The sequence below is a fragment of the Streptomyces scabichelini genome, assembly GCF_011045015.1.
Classification (GTDB): Bacteria; Actinomycetota; Actinomycetes; order Streptomycetales; family Streptomycetaceae; genus Streptomyces; species Streptomyces scabichelini.
Window position 1 is genome coordinate 1 of record NZ_JAAKZY010000189.1, and the last position, 19,998, is coordinate 19,998.

Annotated in this window: 17 protein-coding genes, 1 pseudogene and 1 riboswitch; of the genes and pseudogenes, 6 read left to right on the plus strand and 12 right to left on the minus strand. The window is 69.7% G+C overall.

Annotated features, from left to right (window positions below; genetic code table 11):
* Window positions 1-127: 127 nt before the first annotated feature.
* From G5C60_RS39065 to thrC, 5 genes are all read right to left on the minus strand, one after another.
* Window positions 128-1,252 (minus strand): oxidoreductase, encoded by a 1,125-nt coding sequence (locus G5C60_RS39065; RefSeq protein ID WP_165266883.1) that lies wholly within the window; start codon window positions 1,250-1,252, stop codon window positions 128-130.
* A 256-nt stretch (window positions 1,253-1,508) separates the two neighbouring features.
* Window positions 1,509-3,134: a chaperonin GroEL gene (groL, locus tag G5C60_RS39070; RefSeq protein WP_165266885.1), complete on the minus strand. Its 1,626-nt coding sequence runs from the start codon at window positions 3,132-3,134 to the stop codon at window positions 1,509-1,511.
* Window positions 3,135-3,467: 333 nt separating this feature from the next.
* A complete protein-coding gene (locus G5C60_RS39075) occupies window positions 3,468-3,671 on the minus strand; it encodes a cold-shock protein (RefSeq protein ID WP_003986833.1) in 204 nt (67 codons plus the stop codon).
* Window positions 3,672-4,100: 429 nt separating this feature from the next.
* Window positions 4,101-4,376, minus strand: coding sequence for a MoaD/ThiS family protein (locus G5C60_RS39080; protein WP_165266887.1), 276 nt, complete (start codon window positions 4,374-4,376; stop codon window positions 4,101-4,103).
* A 111-nt stretch (window positions 4,377-4,487) separates the two neighbouring features.
* Window positions 4,488-5,825 (minus strand): threonine synthase, encoded by a 1,338-nt coding sequence (gene thrC, locus G5C60_RS39085; protein ID WP_165266889.1) that lies wholly within the window; start codon window positions 5,823-5,825, stop codon window positions 4,488-4,490.
* Between the two features lie 18 nt (window positions 5,826-5,843).
* A riboswitch (SAM riboswitch) is annotated at window positions 5,844-6,002 on the minus strand.
* Between the two features lie 222 nt (window positions 6,003-6,224).
* On the opposite strand from thrC, the gene G5C60_RS39090 reads away from it, so the two are divergent.
* Both G5C60_RS39090 and G5C60_RS39095 read left to right on the plus strand, forming a co-directional pair.
* Window positions 6,225-7,199 (plus strand): glucosyl-3-phosphoglycerate synthase, encoded by a 975-nt coding sequence (locus tag G5C60_RS39090; protein WP_165266891.1) that lies wholly within the window; start codon window positions 6,225-6,227, stop codon window positions 7,197-7,199.
* 207 nt (window positions 7,200-7,406) lie between these two features.
* Window positions 7,407-8,816 carry an alpha,alpha-trehalose-phosphate synthase (UDP-forming) gene (locus G5C60_RS39095; protein WP_165266893.1) on the plus strand — a complete coding sequence of 470 codons (1,410 nt, stop codon included), beginning with the start codon at window positions 7,407-7,409 and terminating at the stop codon, window positions 8,814-8,816.
* Window positions 8,817-8,901: 85 nt separating this feature from the next.
* Here G5C60_RS39095 and otsB read toward each other — a convergent pair whose 3' ends face one another.
* The 3 genes from otsB to G5C60_RS39110 all read right to left on the minus strand — a co-directional run bounded on the left by otsB (window position 8,902) and on the right by G5C60_RS39110 (window position 11,437).
* Window positions 8,902-9,783: a trehalose-phosphatase gene (otsB, locus tag G5C60_RS39100; protein ID WP_165266895.1), complete on the minus strand. Its 882-nt coding sequence runs from the start codon at window positions 9,781-9,783 to the stop codon at window positions 8,902-8,904.
* Between the two features lie 25 nt (window positions 9,784-9,808).
* On the minus strand, window positions 9,809-10,039 hold the full coding sequence (locus tag G5C60_RS39105) for a DUF3263 domain-containing protein (protein ID WP_165266897.1): 231 nt from the start codon (window positions 10,037-10,039) through the stop codon (window positions 9,809-9,811).
* Window positions 10,040-10,165: 126 nt separating this feature from the next.
* On the minus strand, window positions 10,166-11,437 hold the full coding sequence (locus G5C60_RS39110; RefSeq protein ID WP_478503749.1) for an ABC transporter substrate-binding protein: 1,272 nt from the start codon (window positions 11,435-11,437) through the stop codon (window positions 10,166-10,168).
* 134 nt (window positions 11,438-11,571) lie between these two features.
* Here G5C60_RS39110 and G5C60_RS39115 point away from each other — a divergent pair, with 134 nt between their 5' ends.
* The 3 genes from G5C60_RS39115 to G5C60_RS39125 all read left to right on the plus strand — a co-directional run bounded on the left by G5C60_RS39115 (window position 11,572) and on the right by G5C60_RS39125 (window position 14,920).
* A complete protein-coding gene (locus G5C60_RS39115) occupies window positions 11,572-12,618 on the plus strand; it encodes an ROK family protein (RefSeq protein ID WP_165266899.1) in 1,047 nt (348 codons plus the stop codon).
* 128 nt (window positions 12,619-12,746) lie between these two features.
* On the plus strand, window positions 12,747-13,877 hold the full coding sequence (gene nagA, locus G5C60_RS39120; protein WP_338146056.1) for an N-acetylglucosamine-6-phosphate deacetylase: 1,131 nt from the start codon (window positions 12,747-12,749) through the stop codon (window positions 13,875-13,877).
* 113 nt (window positions 13,878-13,990) lie between these two features.
* Window positions 13,991-14,920 (plus strand): hexose kinase, encoded by a 930-nt coding sequence (locus G5C60_RS39125; RefSeq protein WP_165266903.1) that lies wholly within the window; start codon window positions 13,991-13,993, stop codon window positions 14,918-14,920.
* Window positions 14,921-15,028: 108 nt separating this feature from the next.
* Here the strand turns inward: G5C60_RS39125 and G5C60_RS39130 are convergent, their stop codons facing one another.
* Together G5C60_RS39130 and cdgB are read right to left on the minus strand one after the other, a co-directional pair.
* Window positions 15,029-16,000 (minus strand): carbohydrate-binding protein, encoded by a 972-nt coding sequence (locus G5C60_RS39130; protein ID WP_165266905.1) that lies wholly within the window; start codon window positions 15,998-16,000, stop codon window positions 15,029-15,031.
* A gap of 119 nt (window positions 16,001-16,119) precedes the next feature.
* A complete protein-coding gene (cdgB, locus tag G5C60_RS39135) occupies window positions 16,120-17,808 on the minus strand; it encodes a diguanylate cyclase CdgB (protein WP_165266907.1) in 1,689 nt (562 codons plus the stop codon).
* A 432-nt stretch (window positions 17,809-18,240) separates the two neighbouring features.
* On the opposite strand from cdgB, the gene G5C60_RS39140 reads away from it, so the two are divergent.
* Window positions 18,241-18,750, plus strand: coding sequence for a flavin reductase (locus G5C60_RS39140; RefSeq protein WP_165266909.1), 510 nt, complete (start codon window positions 18,241-18,243; stop codon window positions 18,748-18,750).
* A gap of 121 nt (window positions 18,751-18,871) precedes the next feature.
* On the opposite strand, the gene G5C60_RS39145 is transcribed toward G5C60_RS39140, so the two are convergent.
* The gene (locus G5C60_RS39145; RefSeq protein WP_165266911.1) at window positions 18,872-19,804 is read right to left on the minus strand and encodes a sigma-70 family RNA polymerase sigma factor; all 933 of its coding nucleotides are present in this window, start codon (window positions 19,802-19,804) and stop codon (window positions 18,872-18,874) included.
* A 76-nt stretch (window positions 19,805-19,880) separates the two neighbouring features.
* Window positions 19,881-19,998: pseudogene (locus tag G5C60_RS39150) on the minus strand (aminoacyl-tRNA hydrolase); the annotation flags it as partial.

Consider the following 19,998-nt stretch of genomic DNA (forward strand, 5'->3'; position numbering starts at 1 on the left):
CCCGCCACCCACCGGCCGCAGCTGTACGCAGCCGCCCTCGCGCCCCATGACCTGGCCGAGCCGCCCGTCCCGTACGTCGATGGCGTACGCCCCGAAAAGGGCGCCGCCCTCGGCGTACAACAAGCGGTCAGCTCAGCGTGCGCAGCGACGCCGCCTCGTACGCCTTCAGCTCATCGAACCGCCCTCCGAGCACCTTCGCCGCCCACTCCGGGTCATGGAGCAGCGCGCGGCCGACGGCGACCAGGTCGAATTCCGCGGCCTCCAAGCGGTCCAGCAGATCGTCGATGCCCCTGACCGACGAGCCCTCGCCCACGAACGCCCGGAGGAACTCGCCGTCCAGGCCCACCGAACCGACCGTGATGGTCGGCTTGCCGGTGAGCTTCTTCGTCCAGCCGGCCAGGTTGAGGTCCGAGCCGTCGAACTCCGGCCGCCAGTAGCGGCGCGTGGAGGCGTGGAAGGCGTCCACACCGGCCGAGGCGAGCGGGGCCAGCAGCGCCTCCAGCTCCGACGGGGACTCCGCGAGACGGGCGTCGTACGCCTCCAGCTTCCACTGCGAGTAACGGAAGAGGACGGGGAAGGACGGTGAGACCGCCGCGCGTACCGCCGCCACGATCTCCGCCGCGAACTTCGTACGGGCCACCAGGTCGCCGCCGTACTCGTCGGCGCGGCGGTTGGTGCCGGACCACAGGAACTGGTCGATCAGGTAGCCGTGCGCGCCGTGCAGTTCGACCCCGTCGAAGCCGATCCGCTCGGCGGCGGCCGCGGCCTCGGCGAAGGCGGCGATCACGTCGTCCAGGTCGGCCTGCGTCATGGCCTTGCCCGCGCCCTCCGTGCCGTCGAGGCGGATGCCGGAGGGGCCGACGGCCGGGGCGTCCGGGTACGGCGGCTCCCCGGCGGACCGGGACATGCCGATGTGCCACAGCTGCGGCACGATCTTCCCGCCCGCCGCGTGCACCGCGTCCGCGACCTTCGCCCAGCCCGCCAACTGCTCCTCACCGTGGAAGCGCGGGACGTCGTCGCTCTGCCCTGCCGACTCATGGCCGACATACGTGCCCTCGGTGACGATGAGGCCGACGCCCGCGGCGGCCCGGCGCGCGTAGTACGAGACCACGTCCTCACCCGGTACGCCCCCCGGCGAGAACTTCCGGGTCATGGGCGCCATCACGATCCGGTTCGGGACGGTGAGGCCGTTCAGGGCGACGGGGCGGGAGAGGACCTGGGACGCTCGGGTGGCGGAGGGGGTGACGGTCACGTGTGACTCCTCGCGGACGGAATATCGGATACCGGACAGTATGTGCATGCGCATCAATACGCGTACGCATCAACTGACGTACCGCCACCGGCATTCCACCCCGCGGCCAGGCTTCACTGTGATCCAGGCAACTGTGGCTCAGGCAACTGTGGCTGAGGCATCTGTGGTTCAGGCAACGCCCGAGGGCGGCACCCCTGCGAACAGGGATGCCGCCCTCGGTACTGGACGGACGGGTCCGATCCGGCGGAGAACCGGATCAGAAGTCCATGTCACCGCCCGGCATGCCGCCGCCAGCCGGGGCAGCGCCCGCCTTCTCCGGCTTGTCGGCGATGACGGCCTCGGTGGTGAGGAACAGCGCGGCGATGGACGCGGCGTTCTGCAGTGCGGAACGCGTGACCTTCGCCGGGTCGATGATGCCCTCGGCGATCATGTCGACGTACTCACCGGTCGCGGCGTTCAGACCGTGGCCGATGGGCAGGTTGCGCACCTTCTCGACGATGACGCCACCCTCGAGACCACCGTTGACGGCGATCTGCTTGAGCGGGGCCTCCAGGGCGAGCTTCACGGCGTTGGCGCCGGTCGCCTCGTCACCCTCGAGCTCCAGCTTCTCGAAGACCGTGGCTGCCTGGAGCAGGGCCACGCCACCACCGGCGACGATGCCCTCCTCGACGGCCGCCTTCGCGTTGCGAACGGCGTCCTCGATGCGGTGCTTGCGCTCCTTGAGCTCGACCTCGGTGGCGGCACCGGCCTTGATGACGGCCACGCCGCCGGCCAGCTTCGCCAGGCGCTCCTGGAGCTTCTCGCGGTCGTAGTCCGAGTCGGAGTTCTCGATCTCGGCACGGATCTGGTTGACCCGGCCGCCCACCTGCTCGGTGTCACCGGCACCGTCGACGATCGTGGTCTCGTCCTTGGTGATGACGACCTTGCGGGCACGGCCCAGAAGGTCGATGGTCGCGTTCTCCAGCTTGAGACCGACCTCCTCGGAGATGACCTCGCCGCCCGTGAGGATGGCGATGTCGCCGAGCATGGCCTTGCGGCGGTCACCGAAGCCCGGGGCCTTGACGGCGACCGACTTGAAGGTGCCGCGGATCTTGTTGACGACCAGGGTCGACAGAGCCTCGCCCTCGACGTCCTCGGCGATGATCAGCAGCGGCTTGCCGGACTGCATGACCTTCTCGAGGAGCGGGAGCAGGTCCTTGACCGCGGAGATCTTGGAGTTGGCGATCAGGATGTACGGGTCGTCGAGGACGGCCTCCATACGCTCCATGTCGGTGGCGAAGTATGCCGAGATGTAGCCCTTGTCGAAGCGCATACCCTCGGTGAGCTCCAGCTCCAGACCGAAGGTCTGGGACTCCTCGACGGTGATGACGCCTTCCTTGCCGACCTTGTCCATGGCCTCGGCGATGAGCTCGCCGATCTGGGTGTCGGCGGCGGAGATGGAGGCGGTCGAAGCAATCTGCTCCTTGGTCTCCACGTCCTTGGCCTGCTCGAGCAGGGCACCGGAGACCGCCTCGACGGCCTTCTCGATACCGCGCTTCAGGGCCATCGGGTTGGCACCGGCGGCGACGTTGCGGAGGCCTTCCTTGACCAGCGCCTGGGCCAGGACGGTCGCGGTCGTCGTGCCGTCACCGGCGACGTCGTCCGTCTTCTTCGCGACTTCCTTGACCAGCTCGGCGCCGATCTTCTCGTACGGGTCCTCGAGCTCGATCTCCTTGGCGATGGAAACACCATCGTTGGTGATCGTGGGGGCGCCCCACTTCTTCTCGAGGACGACGTTGCGGCCCTTGGGGCCAAGGGTGACCTTGACGGCGTCGGCGAGCTGGTTCATCCCGCGCTCGAGACCGCGCCGTGCCTCCTCGTCGAACGCGATGATCTTGGCCATGTGAAGTGGTCCTCCCGGACTGGGGTGGATTGCTCCGGACCGCGCTGGCGCCCGCGACGGACGGCCTGCCTGCCCCGTGGTTCCTTGCCCCACTTGGCCTGCGGGCCTCACCGACCCGGTCCTCGTTGTCACTCTCACCTTCAGAGTGCTAACGCCAATGATTAGCACTCGCCCCACCCGAGTGCAAGCGGATCCCGGGGAGCGAGCGCACCGCCGAGAGCAGCGGGAGCGCGGCCGGGCAAAGGTCGACCGGCATGCCGAAGGGCCCGTACCCCTGGAGGTACGAGCCCTTCTAAAGAAGAACGTGTCGCTGCAGATCAGTCGGCGCGCGCTTCAGCCGGCCACGCGGACCATGTCCGCCTGCGGCCCCTTCTGGCCTTGCGAGATCTCGAACTCGACCCGCTGACCCTCTTCCAGGGTGCGGTAGCCGTCCATCTGAATCGCGCTGTAGTGGACGAATACATCCGCACCACCGTCGACCGCGATGAAGCCGTACCCCTTCTCCGCGTTGAACCACTTGACGGTGCCCTGAGCCATGCCTAACTCCCCTATTACTGGCCCTTGCACAGATCCACACTTCGCGGATCCGGGTCAGACCTCACCCCCCAACGGTTGGGGGTGTGCGCCGGAACGCGTCGACCGCGGCTGAATGTATCTGTCCAACTGCCGTCTGCAACAGGTCAATCGGACGAGAAATCTGGGCATGGCCGATCCGGAATGTACGGAGAATTCACCCAAGAGCAGGGCAAGTCGGGCTCCACAAAAGGAGCAAAAGACGCAAAAGACCTGCACACTTTGGCTACTTCTTATCGGGTGTCAGGCAGAAATGCACGTGCATCCCGACCGGAGAAGCACCAAGTTCCCCAACTGTACCGCGCTCAACCATACAGAATTGCCCCCTCCGCTTCTCTCACGGAGGGGGCAATTCGATGAACTCTCAGTGACCGGCATTACCGACGGTAATGATCAGCCTCCGGCGACCGCGGGAATGATCGAGACGCCCGCGCCGTCCGGCGTCGCCGTCTCAAGACCCTGCTCGAACCGCACATCGTCGTCGTTCACGTACACGTTGACGAACCGGCGCAGCTTGCCCTGGTCGTCCAGGACACGCGCGGCGATGCCCGTGTGGTTCTTCTCCAGGTCGGCGATGACCTCGGCGAGAGTCCCGCCTTCGGCGGCGACCTCGGCCTTGCCGCCGGTGTAGGTGCGAAGGATGGTGGGGATGCGAACGTTCACGCTCATGCGGGTGACCTCCGGTCGGGTATGGATGGTGGCTCTGAAGGGGCAGCGCCCCCAAGGGGCGCGGGGAACTGCGCGACCAGCCCCCACCGGCCCGCAGTCGGAAACGACGCCTTACGCGAGCCCGGCCTCACGGAACGAATCAAGGCTGGGGCGAATGGTCGCGGTCAGGCCCGTGCCGGCCACCGCGTCCAGGGTCTTCAGGCCGTCACCCGTGTTCAGGACGACGGTGGTGAGGCTCGGGTCCAGCAGACCGTTCTCGATCAGCTTCTTCGCCACGCCCACCGTCACACCACCGGCGGTCTCCGCAAAGATTCCCTCGGTCCGCGCCAGCAACTTGATCGCGTCCACGACCTGCTCGTCGTTCACATCCTCCACGGCACCACCGGTGCGCCGAGCGATATCGAGAACGTAAGGACCGTCCGCCGGGTTCCCGATCGCGAGCGACTTCGCGATGGTGTTCGGCTTCTGCGGTCGTACGACGTCGTGGCCCGCCTTGTAGGCGACGGACACCGGCGAGCAGCCCTCGGCCTGGGCGCCGAAGATCTTGTACGGCTTGTCCTCGACGAGCCCAAGGGCGATCAGTTCCTTCAGACCCTTGTCGATCTTCGTGAGCTGTGAGCCGGAGGCGATGGGCACCACCAGCTGGTCGGGCAGCTGCCAGCCGAGCTGCTCGCAGATCTCGTACGCCAGCGTCTTGGAGCCCTCGGCGTAGTACGGCCGCAGGTTGACGTTGACGAAGCCCCAGCCCTCGCCGGCCGGGTCGCCGATGAGCTCGGAGCAGAAGCGGTTCACGTCGTCGTAGTTGCCCTCGATGCCGACGAGCTCGCCGCCGTACACCGCGGCCATGACGACCTTGCCCTGCTCCAGGTCGTGCGGGATGAACACGCAGGAACGGAAGCCGGCGCGGGCCGCCGCGGCGCCCACCGCACCGGCCAGGTTGCCGGTCGAGGAGCAGGAGAGGGTGGTGAAGCCGAAGGCGCGGGCGGCCTCCAGGGCCTGGGCGACGACGCGGTCCTTGAAGGAGTGCGTCGGGTTGCCGGAGTCGTCCTTCACGAAGAGCTTGCCGGGGTCGACGCCCAGCTCGCGCGCGAGGTTGTCGGCCTTGACGAGCTTGGTCCAGCCGGGGTTGATGTTCGGCTTCTGGGCCACGTCTGCGGGGACGGGCAGCAGCGGCGCGTACCGCCAGATGTTCGCGGGTCCCGCCTCGATCTGCTTGCGGAGTTCCTCGGTGTCGTACGCCGAGAAGTCGTACGCGATCTCCAGCGGACCGAAACACTCCTCGCAGGCGAAGACCGGGCCGAGCGGCACGCGGTGGCCGCATTCGCGGCAGGAAAGCGCGGCGGCGGGACCGAGGTCTACAGAGTCCGTGGGGGCCGCAGAGGCCGTGGAGTTCGCCGAGTCGGCGGAGGTTACAGAGTTCGTGGTGCTTGCAACTGTCTGCGCAGCCATGTGAGGCGAGGCCCTTTCTCCTCATCTTCCTCACGACGCATCTCGCCGTGAGACGGATTTGGCACCTTCACTAGCCGGGAGCCTCGCGGAGCCGATCACCATCGATCGGTACGAGAACCGGCTGGAGGGTTGCCGGGGCTTCAACGGGCCGTATCCCTCTGCCCCTCTGGATGAGCGCTATTCGATTGTGAGTATGCGGTTGTCCACTGTGCGTACGTGGTCGCCCGCTCGACGACCCGCGACATGCGATGGTCATCAGCGTTGTTCAAGACTGTAACCGAAGGCCTGGATCGTGGAGACAGCCGTCCGAACCGCGAGATGACAGTCACAGTCACATCAGAGCCCACTGCCGCGGCGGGCACACGCAACCCCCCAGTCCAATGCAAGGGAGAGCCGCACGTGCTGGAAGACGTCGAGCGCTGGCTGACCACGCGCTCCTGGTCCGTTGGCGACCGCCCGCTCAAGAAGCTCATCGCGGCCAAGCGCGCCGCCCACTCCACCGTGAGCGTCGTACTGCCCGCGCTCAACGAGGAGGAGACCGTCGGCGAGATCGTCGCCGTGATCCGCCGCGAGCTGATGACCAAGAAGGTGCCCCTCGTCGACGAGATCGTCGTGATCGACTCGGGCTCCACGGACCGCACCTCGGAGGTCGCCGCCGAGGCGGGGGCCCGGGTCGTGCACCGGGACGAGATACTCCCGCGCATCCCGACCGTCCCCGGCAAGGGCGAGGTGCTGTGGCGCTCGCTGCTGGTCACGAGCGGGGACATCGTCGCCTTCATCGACGCGGACCTGAAGGAGTTCTCCGCGGACTTCGTCTCGGGGATCGTCGGTCCGCTGCTCACCGAACCGGGCGTCGACCTCGTCAAGGCGATGTACGACCGCCCGCTGAACCTGCCGAACGAGCCCACCTCCGGCAGGACAGCCGCAGGTCAGGGCGGCCGGGTCACGGAACTCATGGCCCGTCCGATCCTGAACATGCACTGGCCGCAGCTGGCCGGTTTCGTGCAGCCGCTGGGCGGGGAGTACGCGGCCCGCCGCTCCCTCCTGGAGCAGCTGCCGTTCCCCGTCGGATACGGCGTCGAGCTCGGCATGCTCGTCGACGCCCTGCATCTGGTGGGCCTCGACGCCCTCGCCCAGGTCGACGTCGGCGTCCGCAAACACCGCCACCAGGACGGTCAGGCCCTGGGCCGCATGGCCGCCGCGATCTACCGCACGGCCCAGCTGCGACTGGCCCGCGGCCACCTCGTGCGCCCGCGGATCACCCAGTTCGAGAGGGTCGAGACCGGCTTCGCACCGCGTACGTACTCCGTGGACACGGAGGAACGACCGCCGATGGCGGAGATCGAGGAGTACGCGGAACGAAAGGTGGCGTAGCGACCGCGCCCCTGGGGGGATGGCCGCAGGCCCATCCCCCCAGGGGCGCGGGGCTGTATCAATTTGCGGCTCCGCCGCGTGGGCGCGACCAGCCACAACGGCCCCGCAGCCGCCACACAACATCCCGTGCCGAGCTCTCACGCGTCGAGCTTGTATACGGCTGAGGCGCACGTTTGAGCGGTTCCAGCCTGGGCTAAGTTGAGCCGTATGGCATCAACGCAAGCCCAGATCCTCGTCGCCTCCAACAGGGGACCGATCTCGTACACCACGGACGAGACCGGAACGCTCAAAGCCAAGCGAGGCGGAGGCGGCCTGGTCTCCGGCCTCTCAGCGATCGGCCCGGAGGCCGGCGCCCTGTGGGTGTGCTCCGCGCTCGGCGACGGCGACCGCGAGGCCGTGCGGCGCGGCGTCGGCGAAGAGGGCGTACGGATGCTGGACATCCCGGCCGACGTGCACGCCGACGCGTACAACGGCGTGGCCAACTCCGTGCTGTGGTTCGTCCACCACATGCTGTACCAGACGCCGCTCGAGCCGGCCTTCGACGCGGAGTTCCGGCGGCAGTGGGCGTCCTTCGAGACGTACAACCGTGCCTTCGCCGACGCCCTGGCCGAGGAGGCGGCGCAGGGCGCCGCCGTCCTCGTGCAGGACTACCACCTGACGCTGGTGCCCAGGATGCTCCGCGAGCTGCGTCCCGACCTGCGGATCGGACACTTCTCGCACACGCCATGGGCCCCGCCGGAGTACTTCAGGCTGCTGCCCGACGACATCGCCGCGCAGCTGCTCGGCGGGATCCTGGGCGCGGACCGCGCCGCGTTCCTGACGCAGCGGTGGGCGGACGCGTTCACCGACTGCTGTCACGCCGTGCTGGGCCCCGGCATTCCGTCGGGCACGCGGATCGGTGTGCACGGTCTTGGCGCGGACGCGGACTTCCTGCGGAAGCGGTCGCGTGAGGGCGACGTGGACGAGCGGATGGACGCGCTGCGGGAGCAGATCGGCGTGGCCCCCGACGGTGGCGCCCGCAAGGCGATCGTGCGGGTGGACCGGACGGAGCTGTCGAAGAACATCGTGCGCGGGCTGCTGGCGTACCGGCATCTCCTCGAAGAACAGCCGTCGTGGCGTGAGCGCGTCGTGCATGTGGCCCTCGCGTATCCCTCGCGGCAGGACCTGGCGGTGTACCGGGACTACATGGCCGAGGTGCGGCGGCTCGCGGACGAGATCAACTCCCAGTACGGAACGCCCGGCTGGACGCCGGTCCTGCTCCACCTGAAGGACGACTTCGCCCGCTCACTGGCCGCCTACCGGCTGGCCGACGTGGCCCTGGTCAACCCCATCCGGGACGGGATGAACCTGGTCGCCAAGGAGATGCCGGTCGTCTCCGACGAGGGGTGCGTGCTGGTGCTGTCCCGGGAGGCGGGGGCGTACGAGGAGCTGGGCGAGGACGCGATTGTGGTGAACCCGTACGACGTGGTCGGCACAGCCGCCGCCCTTCACGAGGCGCTGACGATGCCCCTCGACGAGCGGGCCGAGCGTACGAAACGGCTGGCCGCCGGGGCTACTGCGCTTCCTCCGGCCCAGTGGTTCCTGGACCAGCTGAATGCGCTGCGCGCCGCGGGGTAGGCCGGTGCCGGTTGGACGCTGCGGCGCCGTTGTAGCTGGTCGCGCAGTTCCCCGCGCCCCTAAAAAGGGGGCCTGCGGCCTTTTTTTAGGGGCTTTGCTGGTTCAGCTGTGCTGCCAGTGCGGCGAGTAGGCGTACGACTCCCGCCGGGCCGTCCACGACCAAGTCCGCGCGCTTCTCCAGTTCCGTGACCTCGTTGCTGCCGCTGCACACCAGCAGGCCCGGGACGCCGTCCGCGCGGAGTTCTTCGACGGCGGCGAACGCGGGGAGGTCGCCGAGGTCGTCGCCGACGTACGCCACCGCCTCGGCGCCGATTTCGCGTACGTACTCGCGGAGCGCGACGCCCTTGTCCATGCCAGGCGGGCGCAGCTCCAGGACCATGCGGCCCGGCTCGACGATCAGGCCGTGGCGGGTGGCCAGCTCGGCGAGGGGCTCGCGCAGGGCTTCGAAGGCGACCTGCGGGTCCTCGGCGCGGCGGGTGTGGACGGCGACGGCGCGGCCCTTCTCCTCGATCCAGGTGCCGCGCCAGGCGCCGATGTCGTCGAGGAAGCCCGGCAGTTCGGCGCGGACGGCGGCGACGCCGGGGTGGGGGGCGGGGGCGCTGACGGTGGCGCTGACGGCGTCCCAGCGTTCGGCGCCGTAGTGGCCGAGGACGACGAGGTGTTCCAGGCCAGGCACGCCCGCGAAGCCGCCGTGGCGGACCGCGACGCCGGCCGGGCGGCCGGTGACCACGGCCACGGACGCGACCTTCGGGGCGAGCGCGGCGAGCGCCGGGACCGCGTCGGGGTGGGCGCGGGACTGCTCGGGGTCGGGGACGATCGGGGCGAGGGTGCCGTCGAAGTCGAAGGCGAGGACGGCCCGGTCGGGCCGCGCGAGGATGGCGTCGAGGCCGTCCCGGCCCGCCGGGGTCGCGGGGGTCGGCAATGGCGTCGGCATCGGCGTCTGCGAGGAGTCCGGTTGGCTGCCCATACGGCGACCCTATCCGTCCTGTCCGTCAGCGCTCGGCCCGGCGGGCGTCCCGTATGCGCCGCAGCCGGTTGACGGTCACCGGGTCGTGGGCCAGGGCACGCGGGGCGTCGAGGAGGGCGTTAAGCAACTGGTAGTACCGAACGGGCGCCATCCCCAACTCCTCCCGTATGGCCCGCTCCTTGGCCCCGGGACTGCTCCACCCCCGCCGCTCAAGCGCAAGCACGTCAAGCTCCAGCGGGCTCAGCTCCTCTGCCATGCGCAGCACGCTACCGCGCCCTAAAGGGGGGCCGCAGGCCCTCCCTTTAGGGGCGCGGGGAACTGCGCGACAAGCCACAACGGCCCCGCACCCGCCACACAACACCGGGCCCCGAGCTCTTAGGCACTACTCCGCGTTCTCCGCAGCGGAAGCGCCCCGCTGCAACTGCCCGAGAATCGCCGAAGGCCTGGCATTGGGCCCCACGGCCTTGCCGATCTGCTGCTTGATGTCGGCGCTCACCTGCGCCCATGAGGTCTTGTCGACGGGATACAGCTCGGCGTTCGGGAGCTCGGACAGGAACGGGTCGAGATCCTTGTCGTTCTTGTCCTCGGCCATCGCCTCGGAGGCGGAACTGGTCACGGGCAGCAGGTCGTACTCGTGGGAGAACGTGAGCACGTTCTTCTCGCTGTACACGAAGTCGAGGAAGTCGCCGATCTCCTCGGCGTGACCTTTCTGCTTGAACGCCATCATCCAGTCGGCGACGCCCATCGTGGCCTTGGCCCTGCCGTTGATGCCGGGCATCGGCACCATGCCGAACTTCACGCCCTTCTTCTCGGCGGCCTTCATGAGCGTGGGGTGACCGTTCAGCATGCCGACCTCGCCGCGCGTGAACGCCGCGAAGGCATCGGCACGGTTGAGTTTGCCGGGCGCGGTCGGGCCGGTGAGCCCCTTGCCGACCAGTTCGTTCTTGAGCCAGTCGAAGGTCTTGATGTTCTGGTCGGAGTCGAGGCCGTACGAGCCGACGCTGCCGGTGTAGCCGTCGCCGCCGCTCAGCAGCCACATCAGGGTCTCCGCCTGGGCCTCCTCGGGTCCGAGGGGCAGCGCGTACGGGATCTCGACCCCGCGGGACTTGAGGACCCGGGCGGCGGCGGCCAGCTCGCTCCAGCTCTTCGGCGGGGTGAGGCCGGCGTCGGCGAAGAGCTTCTTGTTGTAGAACAGCAGCCGCGTGGAGGAGGCGAACGGCATGCCGTACTGCACCCGGTCGACCTCGCCCGCCTCGGCGAGCCGCGAGACGAAGTCGGCCTGGACGGGTATGGAGAGCAGTTCGGCGGCCTCGTAGAGCTGGCCCTTGGCGGCGTAGTCGGCGTACGCGCCGATCTGCGCCATGTCGGGGGCGTTCCCGTCGGCGACCATCTGCTTGACCTTGGCGTCGACGTCGTTCCAGGAGTAGACGCTGACCTCGACCTTGATGCCGGGGTTCTTCTTCTCGTACTCCTCGACCAGCTGGTCCCAGTACTTCTGGGAGCTGTTCGCATCGGAGTCGCCGTAGTCGGCGGCCACCAGCGTGAGTGTGGCGTCCTGGGAGTCACCGGAGCCGCCGCCGGCGCAGCCGCTGAGTGCCGCGGTCATGCCCAGCGCGGACACCATCGAGATGAATCCTGTCACTCGTCGCCGCACCGCTGTTTGCCCCTGTCTGTCGCACCCGTCAAGGAAGTTGAAGGAAGTTGAAGGTCTAAGAAACCGGAATGCCAAGGTCTACAGTACGTGAGTGGACTAGACCTCTCGTGGGGTGAGGGGCGAGACTGTATCTCGTGAGACACGTCATCGCCCTCGATGTGGGCGGCACCGGAATGAAGGCCGCCCTCATAGGGGCCGACGGCGCTGTGCCTTCTGTGGCCAGTACTGCTTCTGTGGCCAGTGCTGATCAGCGGCTGCCGCCGCGTACACCCAGCCCCCGCGTGCTGCACCAGGCCCGCCGCGCCACGGGCCGGGAGCGTGGCCCCGACGCCGTGGTCGAGTCGATCCTCGGCTTCGCGGCCGAGCTGCACGCGTATGGCGAACGCCACTTCGGCGAGCCCGCGGCCGCCGTCGGCGTCGCCGTCCCCGGCATCGTGGACGCCGAGCGGGGCATCGCGGTGTACGCGGCCAACCTCGGCTGGCGCGACGTACCCCTGCGGGATCTGCTCAGCGAACGGCTGCACGGCATCCCTGTCGCGCTCGGGCACGATGTGCGCACCGGCGGGCTCGCCGAGGGCCGGATCGGGGCGGGCCGGGGCTCCGACCGGTTCCTGTTCGTGCCGCTCGGCACCGGGATCGCGGGCGCGATCGGCATCGACGGCCGCGTCGAGGCGGGCGCGCACGGCTTCGCGGGCGAGATCGGCCACATCGTCGTACGGCCCGGGGGAACCCCGTGTCCGTGCGGACAGCGCGGCTGTCTGGAACGGTTCGCGTCGGCGTCGGCGGTCAGCGCGGCCTGGGCCGAGGCGTCCGGCGATCCCGACGCGGACGCGGCCGACTGCGCGAAAGCCGTGGAATCCGGGGACCCCAGGGCGCTGGCGGTCTGGCAGGAGGCCGTGGACGCGCTCGCCGACGGGCTGGTCACCGCGCTCACTCTGCTGGACCCACGCACCCTGATCATCGGTGGCGGCCTCGCCGAGGCGGGGGAAACCTTGTTCACACCGCTACGGGCCGCCGTCGAGCGCCGCGTGACCTTCCAGAAGCTGCCGTCCGTCGTCCCGGCGGCACTCGGCGACACGGCCGGCTGCCTCGGCGCCGGCCTGCTGGCCTGGGAACTGCTCTCCACCGATACCCGACCCCGACAATCAGCCACTCACGACTCCCCGGAGGTAACGCCCTGATGGCCCCTGAGCGGAATCGGCGAAGTCAGTCGCTGTACCGCGCCCCGTCAGGGGCGCGGGGAACTGCGCGGCAAGCCACAGACGGCCCGCAGGTCTCCTCCGGCATTTCCCGCGGAGCGCGCTGCAAAATTTTCGCCGGTGCCAAGGTGGTGCTGCCCACCGGGATCGTGGACGGCGGCCGCGTGATCGTCGACGGCGCGCGCATCGCCGGGAGCGCCCCCGCGGACGCCGAAGTGCTGGACGTGTCGGGCCACTGGCTGGTCCCCGGCTTCATCGACGTCCACAACCACGGCGGCGGAGGCGCGTCCTTCACCTCCGGGACGGTCGAGGAGGTCCTCAAGGGCGTCCACACGCACCGCCTGCACGGCACCACGACGGTCGTGGCGTCGACCGTCACCGGCGACATGGACGCGCTGGCCCAGCGCGCCGGACTGCTCTCCGAGCTGGCCGAGCAGGGCGACATCGCGGGCATCCACTTCGAGGGGCCGTTCATCTCGCCGTGCCGCAAGGGCGCGCACTCCGAGGAACTGCTGCGCGACCCGGACCCGGCGGAGGTGCGCAAGCTGATCGACGCGGCGCGCGGCCAAGCCAAGATGGTGACACTCGCCACGGAACTGCCGGGCGGCGTCGACTCCGTACGCCTCCTCGCGGAGCACGGGGTGATCGCGGCGATCGGGCACACGGACGCGACGTACGAGCAGACGGTCGAGGCCATCGAGGCGGGCGCCACCGTGGCGACGCACCTCTACAACGCGATGCCGACGCTCGGGCACCGCTCGCCGGGCCCGATCGCGGCCCTGCTGGAGGACGAGCGGATCATCGTCGAGCTGATCGACGACGGCACGCACCTGCACCCGGCATCCCTCCAGCTCGCGTTCCACCACGCGGGCGCGGACCGGGTGGCGTTCATCACGGACGCGATGGACGCGGCGGGCTTCGGCGACGGGCGGTACATGCTCGGCCCGATGGAGGTCGAGGTCAGCGAGGGTGTGGCGCGACTGGTGGAGGGCGGTTCCATCGCCGGCTCGACGCTCACGCTGGACCGGGCCTTCAAGCGAGGCGTCACCGTCGACCGGCTGCCCGTCGAGGACGTCGTCACCGCCGTCTCCGCCACCCCGGCCAGGCTGCTCGGCCTGTACGACCGGGTCGGCTCGCTGGAACCGGGCAAGGACGCGGACCTGGTGATCCTGGACGCCGACTTCGCCCTGAAGGGCGTGATGCGCCGGGGCGAATGGGTGGTTGAGCCCCAACTGGGCTGATTCCGCCGTTTGTTGAGGCGGGCGGCTGGCCTGCGGGACTGGGCCGACCGCCATCTCTTTGGCATGATCGGTCATCCGGACAAGGCAAGCCCGTACGCGGGGGAGGTCCCCAGGTGATCCTCACGGTCACACTGAACACCGCTCTCGACATCACCTATCGCGTACCGGCCCTGCGCCCGCACGCCTCGCACCGGGTGACCGAGGTGACCGAACGGCCCGGCGGCAAGGGCCTGAACGTGGCCCGGGTGCTCGCGGCCCTCGGCCACGAGGTGACGGTCACGGGTTTCGCGGGCGGCGCGACGGGGCGCGCGCTGCGGGACCAGTTGACCGGGGTCGCGGGCGTCACCGACGCGCTGGTGCCCGTGGCGGGCAGCACCCGCCGCACGATCGCCGTGGTGGACGACACGACCGGCGACACCACGCAGCTCAACGAACCGGGCCCGGTCGTCACGCCCGCGGAGTGGTCGACGTTCCAGGACGCGTACGAGGAGCTGCTGCCCTCCGTCTCCGCTGTGGCTCTGTGCGGCAGCCTGCCGCCCGGGGTGCCGGTGGGCGCGTACGCCCAGCTGATCCGCACCGCCCGCGCGTCCGACGTCCCCGTCCTCCTCGACACCAGCGGCGAACCCCTCCGCCGCGGAGTGGCCGCCCGCCCGGACATCGTCAAACCGAACACCGACGAACTCGCCGAACTCACCGGCTCCCACGAGCCCGTACAGGCGACACGGGACGCCCGCCGCCGGGGCGCCCACGCGGTGGTCGCCTCCCTGGGCGCGGACGGCCTCCTGGCCCTCAACGCGGAGGGCCACTGGCGAGCGACCCCGCCCCGCCCGGTCGAGGGCAACCCGACGGGCGCGGGCGACTCGGCGGTCGCGGGCCTGCTGTCGGCTCTGGTGGAGGGCCTGCCGTGGCCGGAGAGGCTGACCCGCGCGGTGGCCCTGTCGACGGCGACGGTACTGGCACCGACGGCGGGCGAGTTCGACGGCAGGGTGTACGAGACCTTGCTGGAGCAGGTAACGGTGACGAGCGAGGCGAGCGCAGCGTAAGGGCAACTGTTCAAGCACGGCCGGGCATAGGCGCCCCTCTAGGGGCGCGGGGAACTGCGCGACCAGCCACAACGAACCCGCACGCGACAACCCGCCTCAAGCGAAGCGCTACCGCTTGACCTGGCCTTCCTTGAGCCACATCTGATCCAAGAGCACATCGCACTTGTCCCCGTCCTGACAGGACAAAGAAATCGTGTTGGTGCCCTTGTTGAGCGAGGGCCACGCATACGTCTGCGTCCAGCCCTTCTCGAAGTCCCCCGCCTCGGCACGAGCAAAGTTGCCGAGGTTCAGCTTGCTGCCGAACGGCTTGCCGTTGACGGTGAGCGTCATCTCCTGGTCCTCGCCGGCCGCGCTGTATCCCGCGAAGAGGGTGTAGATGCCGTCCTTGGGGATGCCGTTGACGGTCCAGGTGACCTGGGATCCGACCGCGTTGAGCCCCTGCACATACGTACCGCCCGCGGCACTGGCACCGTCGACGTCGGAAGCCGTCGCCGCGCCACCCTCGAGCTTCAGCGCCTTCGCGTCGATCTCCGGCAGCTTCACGTCGTCCTGGGCCGGCTTCGACGCCGTCTCGCTCGGCTGGACGCTGTCGGCGGCCGTCGGCGTCGAACCCGCCGCGCTGCCGCCCGTGTCATCGCCGTCGTCGCCGCCGAGCATCGCGACGCCGATGCCGATCACGACTGCCGCCACGACAGCGATCGCGCCGATCAGGAGCCCCTTCGTGTTGGGGCCCCGGCCACGGCCGCCGCCGCCCTGCATGGGCACGCGGGTCGTGGGCGCGCCGCCGGGGAACGTCTCGGGCGCCTGGTAGTGCGGCTGCCCGTACGCACCCTGCTGCCCCTGCTGCCCCTGCTGCCCCTGCTGCGACGGAGCCTGCGCGTACTGCGCGGTCTGGGCCTGCGGGGCCTGCTGGCCGTACTGGCGCTCGCCGACCGGCCGCACCCGGTTGACCGAGCCGGGGTAGCCGTAGCCGCCGCCTCCATCGGGCGGCGTGGCTCCGGCGGCCTGGCCGTCGGCGTACAGATAGCCGAACGGGTCGTCGTCCTCGGGCGTGCTCGCGCCGTTGTTGCCGGGCGTCATCCCTAGGTACTCCTCAACGGGTGCGGTACAGATGCGATAGCTGATTAGAAGGGCGAGCCTACCCGCTCCACGCGGCCCAAACGGGTGACTCAGCTCGCACTGCCCCCCTGACCTGCGGCTCAGCCTGCCCGCCGATGGGCTTTGGGACGAGACCGTTTCTCTACGTACATCCGCTCGTCAGCAGACTTCAACACTTCGTCCGCAGTCATGCCGCAATGTGCCCACCCGATGCCGAAGCTCGCACCGACGCGCATCGCGCGGCCGTCGACCCGGATCGGCTGGATGATCTCGTTGCGCAGCCGGACCGCGAGGTCCTGCGCGTCGGCCCGGCCGAGCCCGTCGGCGAGGACCACGAACTCGTCGCCGCCGAGCCGCGCGACCGTGTCCCCGTCCCGTACGCCGCTGCTCAGGCGTCGCGCCACTTCGATCAGCACCGAGTCGCCCGCGTTGTGCCCGAAGCGGTCGTTGATCGACTTGAAGCCGTCGAGGTCGCAGAAGAGGACGGCGAGCCCCTTCGTGCCGTCGTCCGTCTCCCCGTCCGGGGCGACGGTGTGCACATGGTGGTCGTACGCGTCGAACGCCTCGGGACCGGGCCGGAAGTCGAAGCCGTGCCCGTCCACGTCGTACGCGGGTGCTCCGTTGTGGTCTCCGTACTCGCTGTACTGGGCGTAGGCCGCGTCCAGTGTGTCCACCGGTCCTGGCGGCACGGCCTGGGGGCGGCTGCACAGGCGGGCGGAGAGCCGGGCGCGCAGCTCGGCGGAGTTCGGCAGGCCGGTGAGCGAGTCGTGCGAGGCGCGGTGGGCGAGCTGGAGCTCGCGGCGCTTGCGCTCCTCGATGTCCTCGACGTGGGTGAGCAGGAAGCGCGGCCCGTCGGTGGCGTCCGCGACCACGCTGTTGCGCAGGGAGACCCAGACGTACGTCCCGTCCCGGCGCCCGAGCCTAAGTTCGGCGCGCCCTCCCTCCGCGGACGTACGCAGCAGGGTGCCGATGTCCTCGGGGTGGACCAGGTCGGAGAAGGAGTAGCGGCGCATCGCGGAGGCGGGGCGGCCCAGGAGGCGGCACAGCGCGTCGTTGGTCCGCAGGATGCGGCCGTGCTGGTCGCCACCCATCTCGGCGATGGCCATGCCGGAGGGCGCGTACTCGAAGGCCTGGCGGAAGCTCTCCTCGCTGGCGCGCAGGGCCTGCTGCTCGCGCTCCAGGCGGACGAGGGCGCGCTGCATGTTGGCCCTGAGCCGGGCGTTGCTGATCGCGATGGCCGCCTGGAACGCGTACATCTGCAGCGCCTCGCGCCCCCACGCGCCGGGGCGCCGCCCGTTGCGCGGGCGGTCCACGGCGAGCACGCCGATCAGCTCGCCGCAGGCGCCGCCGGGCACGCCGGGCGTGTACATGGGCGCGAAAAGGCGGTCGGAGGGGTGCCACTCGTCCTCGAAGCGGGGCGGGGGGCCGTCGGTGTACCACTGCGGGACGTCGTCGTCGTCGAGGATCCAGCCCTCGGTGTGCGGTATGAAACGGAGGTCGCCCCAGGCTTCGCCCATGCTCAGCCGGCGCTCCCAGGAGGCTCGGGAGCCGACACGGCCTGTGATGAGTGCCTCGGCCGCGGAGTTGCCCGCGAAGGCGGCGACGACGAGGTCCCCGTCGGGGCGTACGAGGTTGACGGCGGCCAGTTCGTAGCCCAGGCCCGTCACGACTCCGTCGGCGACGGTCTGCAGTGTGTCGGCCAGACTGCGTGCCGTGTTCATGTCGGCCATGACCTGATGCAGCTGCCGCAGGGTCGCAAGACGGACGTACGGCTCCGACTCGGTCTCCATGCTCGCTCTCCCCGAGACCTCGACAGCAACTCCAGAGTTATCCAGGCTTCTCGTCTGTACTGATCGCCTACTCGTCGACTACTGATCACCTATCGATTGCAGCGTCCCCGCCACTGAATCACAGCGCGCTGCCCACTCGGTACACAGGGTCAACAAAATATGGCTCCTGTGACTCAAGTCACAACTGAAGGTGAGCAATTGAGTAGAGTTTCTGTGTTTTCACCGTGCGCTTACTGAGCGCAATTTTGCGGAGTCTGTGAGGTTACCGGGCATCCGGATGTGACGCCGGATGGGACGTCGGTCCTAGGACCCGGCTCGGGCGTTGGTCCGATGCGCCGACCGGCGCGCGGAGACTAGCGTTTTCCCGTGCTGAAGCCTCCTCGCGCCCCACGCGTGCCCCTGGTTCCCTCCCCTGACGGGCATGCTGATGGGGTGAGTGACGAAGAGTTCCGTGCCGCCATGTCCCGGCTGGCCGCGGGCGTGGTGCTGGTGACCGCGCACGAGTCCGCGCTGGATCCCGAGGGGCCGGGCGGCGAGGACGTGGGCATGACGGCCACGTCCTTCATGTCCGTGTCCCTGGACCCGCCCCTGGTCATGGTCAGCCTGCGCGAGGGCTCCCGCATGGACGACCTGCTCGACGAGGAACCCCTGTGGGCGGTCTCCGTCCTCTCCGAGAGCCAGCGCCACATCGCGGGCCGCTTCGCCATGAAGGGCCGTATCTCCGACCGTCTCCTCTTCGAGGACATTCCGTACGTACGCGGAGAGGCCTCCGGGGCGCTGCTCGTGCGCGGCGCCCTGGCGACCCTGGAGTGCAGGACCGAGCAGCGGGTGCCCGCGGGCGATCACACGCTGGTCATCGGACGGGTACTGACGGCTTCGGTGCCGAGCGCGGACGGGGGGCCGTTGGCGTACTTCCGGGGGCGGTACCGGCAGTTGGGCTAGGCCCGAGCGGCCCCGCGCGCCGTAAGGGGCGCGGGGCTGTGACACTGTGCGGCTCCGCCGCGTGGGCGCGACCAGCCCCCACCGGCCCGCACCCGCGGCGGAGCCGCACGTTGATGCAGAATCACCGTTCTTCCAGCGGAGCGCTTTCGTCCAGGACCGTGAGGTCGAGGCCGGCGAGCAGTTCCGGTTCCGAGACGATGTCGATGGCCGCGATTCTGTCGTGGACAACGGTGAACGCCAGGACCCTGACCGGGCGCCCCTTGTCCACGACCACGATGCCCGCGACCCCGTTGACCAGGGCGGGCCGACCGGCCTTGCCCAGCCGCGCGCCCGCCTGTGCCCCCGCTGCCACCCCCTCCGCACCCCGTACGACCACGCCGGCGGTCCGTACGACCGCGTCCGGGGCGAGGATCGCCACCAGCGCGTCGAAGTCGCCCTCGCGCGCGGCCGCCAGGAAGGCGTCGACGACCTCCCGCTGCCGGGCGAGGTCAGTGTCGGGAGCCGGGGCGCCGCTCTGGACCCGCCGCCGGGCCCGGCTGGCGAGCTGACGGGCAGCGGTCGGCGTACGTCCCACCACGGGCGCGATCTCCTCGTACGGCACCGCGAACAGGTCGTGCAGGACGAAGGCGAGCCGTTCGGCGGGGGTGAGGGTCTCCAGGACGACGAGCAGGGCGAGGCCCACCGAGTCGGCGAGGAGGACCTCCTGCTCCGGGTCGAGACCGTTCGTGCTGCTGACGACCGGCTCCGGCATGCGTACGCCCAGGGGTTCCTCGTGCCGGATCCGGGCGCGGCGGGTGCGCAGCATGTCCAGGCAGACCCGGCCGACCACGGTCGTCAGCCACCCGCCCAGGTTCTCGACGCCGCTCGTGCCCGACCGGCCGACCTTGAGCCAGGCCTCCTGAAGTGCGTCGTCGGCTTCGGAGAGGGAACCGAGCATTCGGTAGGCGACGGCGCGCAGGTGACTTCGGTGGGTTTCGAATTGCTCGGCGAGAAATTGGCTCGCTTTTTGTTCCGATTGTTCCGACGCGGGTGTCGGGAATTCGTACTCTCTCATCCGTCACATCTCCTCGTGGCGTCCGTCAGTGAGATGACGGACCGCGGGAGACGGATGTGACAGCTACGGTCGCTCCCTATCCCCAATTGCGCCCGGAGCGCCCCCGCTTGGTGTCCGACCGCGCCTTCTTCTCTCTCAGCCGGCGCTCGTTGATGCCGCGGGGGATGCGGGTGGGCCGGCGGGGCTTGGGCGGC

What these genes read in the sequence shown, in the direction of transcription:
- G5C60_RS39095 (WP_165266893.1), top strand. Translation starts at nt 7,407, where the DNA reads ATGGCATCAACGCAAGCCCAGATCCTCGTCGCCTCCAACAGGGGACCG.
- G5C60_RS39105 (WP_165266897.1), bottom strand. Translation starts at nt 10,039, where the DNA reads ATGGCAGAGGAGCTGAGCCCGCTGGAGCTTGACGTGCTTGCGCTTGAG.
- G5C60_RS39145 (WP_165266911.1), bottom strand. Translation starts at nt 19,804, where the DNA reads ATGAGAGAGTACGAATTCCCGACACCCGCGTCGGAACAATCGGAACAA.
- groL (WP_165266885.1), bottom strand. Translation starts at nt 3,134, where the DNA reads ATGGCCAAGATCATCGCGTTCGACGAGGAGGCACGGCGCGGTCTCGAG.
- otsB (WP_165266895.1), bottom strand. Translation starts at nt 9,783, where the DNA reads ATGGGCAGCCAACCGGACTCCTCGCAGACGCCGATGCCGACGCCATTG.
- G5C60_RS39080 (WP_165266887.1), bottom strand. Translation starts at nt 4,376, where the DNA reads ATGAGCGTGAACGTTCGCATCCCCACCATCCTTCGCACCTACACCGGC.
- cdgB (WP_165266907.1), bottom strand. Translation starts at nt 17,808, where the DNA reads ATGGAGACCGAGTCGGAGCCGTACGTCCGTCTTGCGACCCTGCGGCAG.
- G5C60_RS39130 (WP_165266905.1), bottom strand. Translation starts at nt 16,000, where the DNA reads ATGACGCCCGGCAACAACGGCGCGAGCACGCCCGAGGACGACGACCCG.
- G5C60_RS39075 (WP_003986833.1), bottom strand. Translation starts at nt 3,671, where the DNA reads ATGGCTCAGGGCACCGTCAAGTGGTTCAACGCGGAGAAGGGGTACGGC.
- thrC (WP_165266889.1), bottom strand. Translation starts at nt 5,825, where the DNA reads ATGGCTGCGCAGACAGTTGCAAGCACCACGAACTCTGTAACCTCCGCC.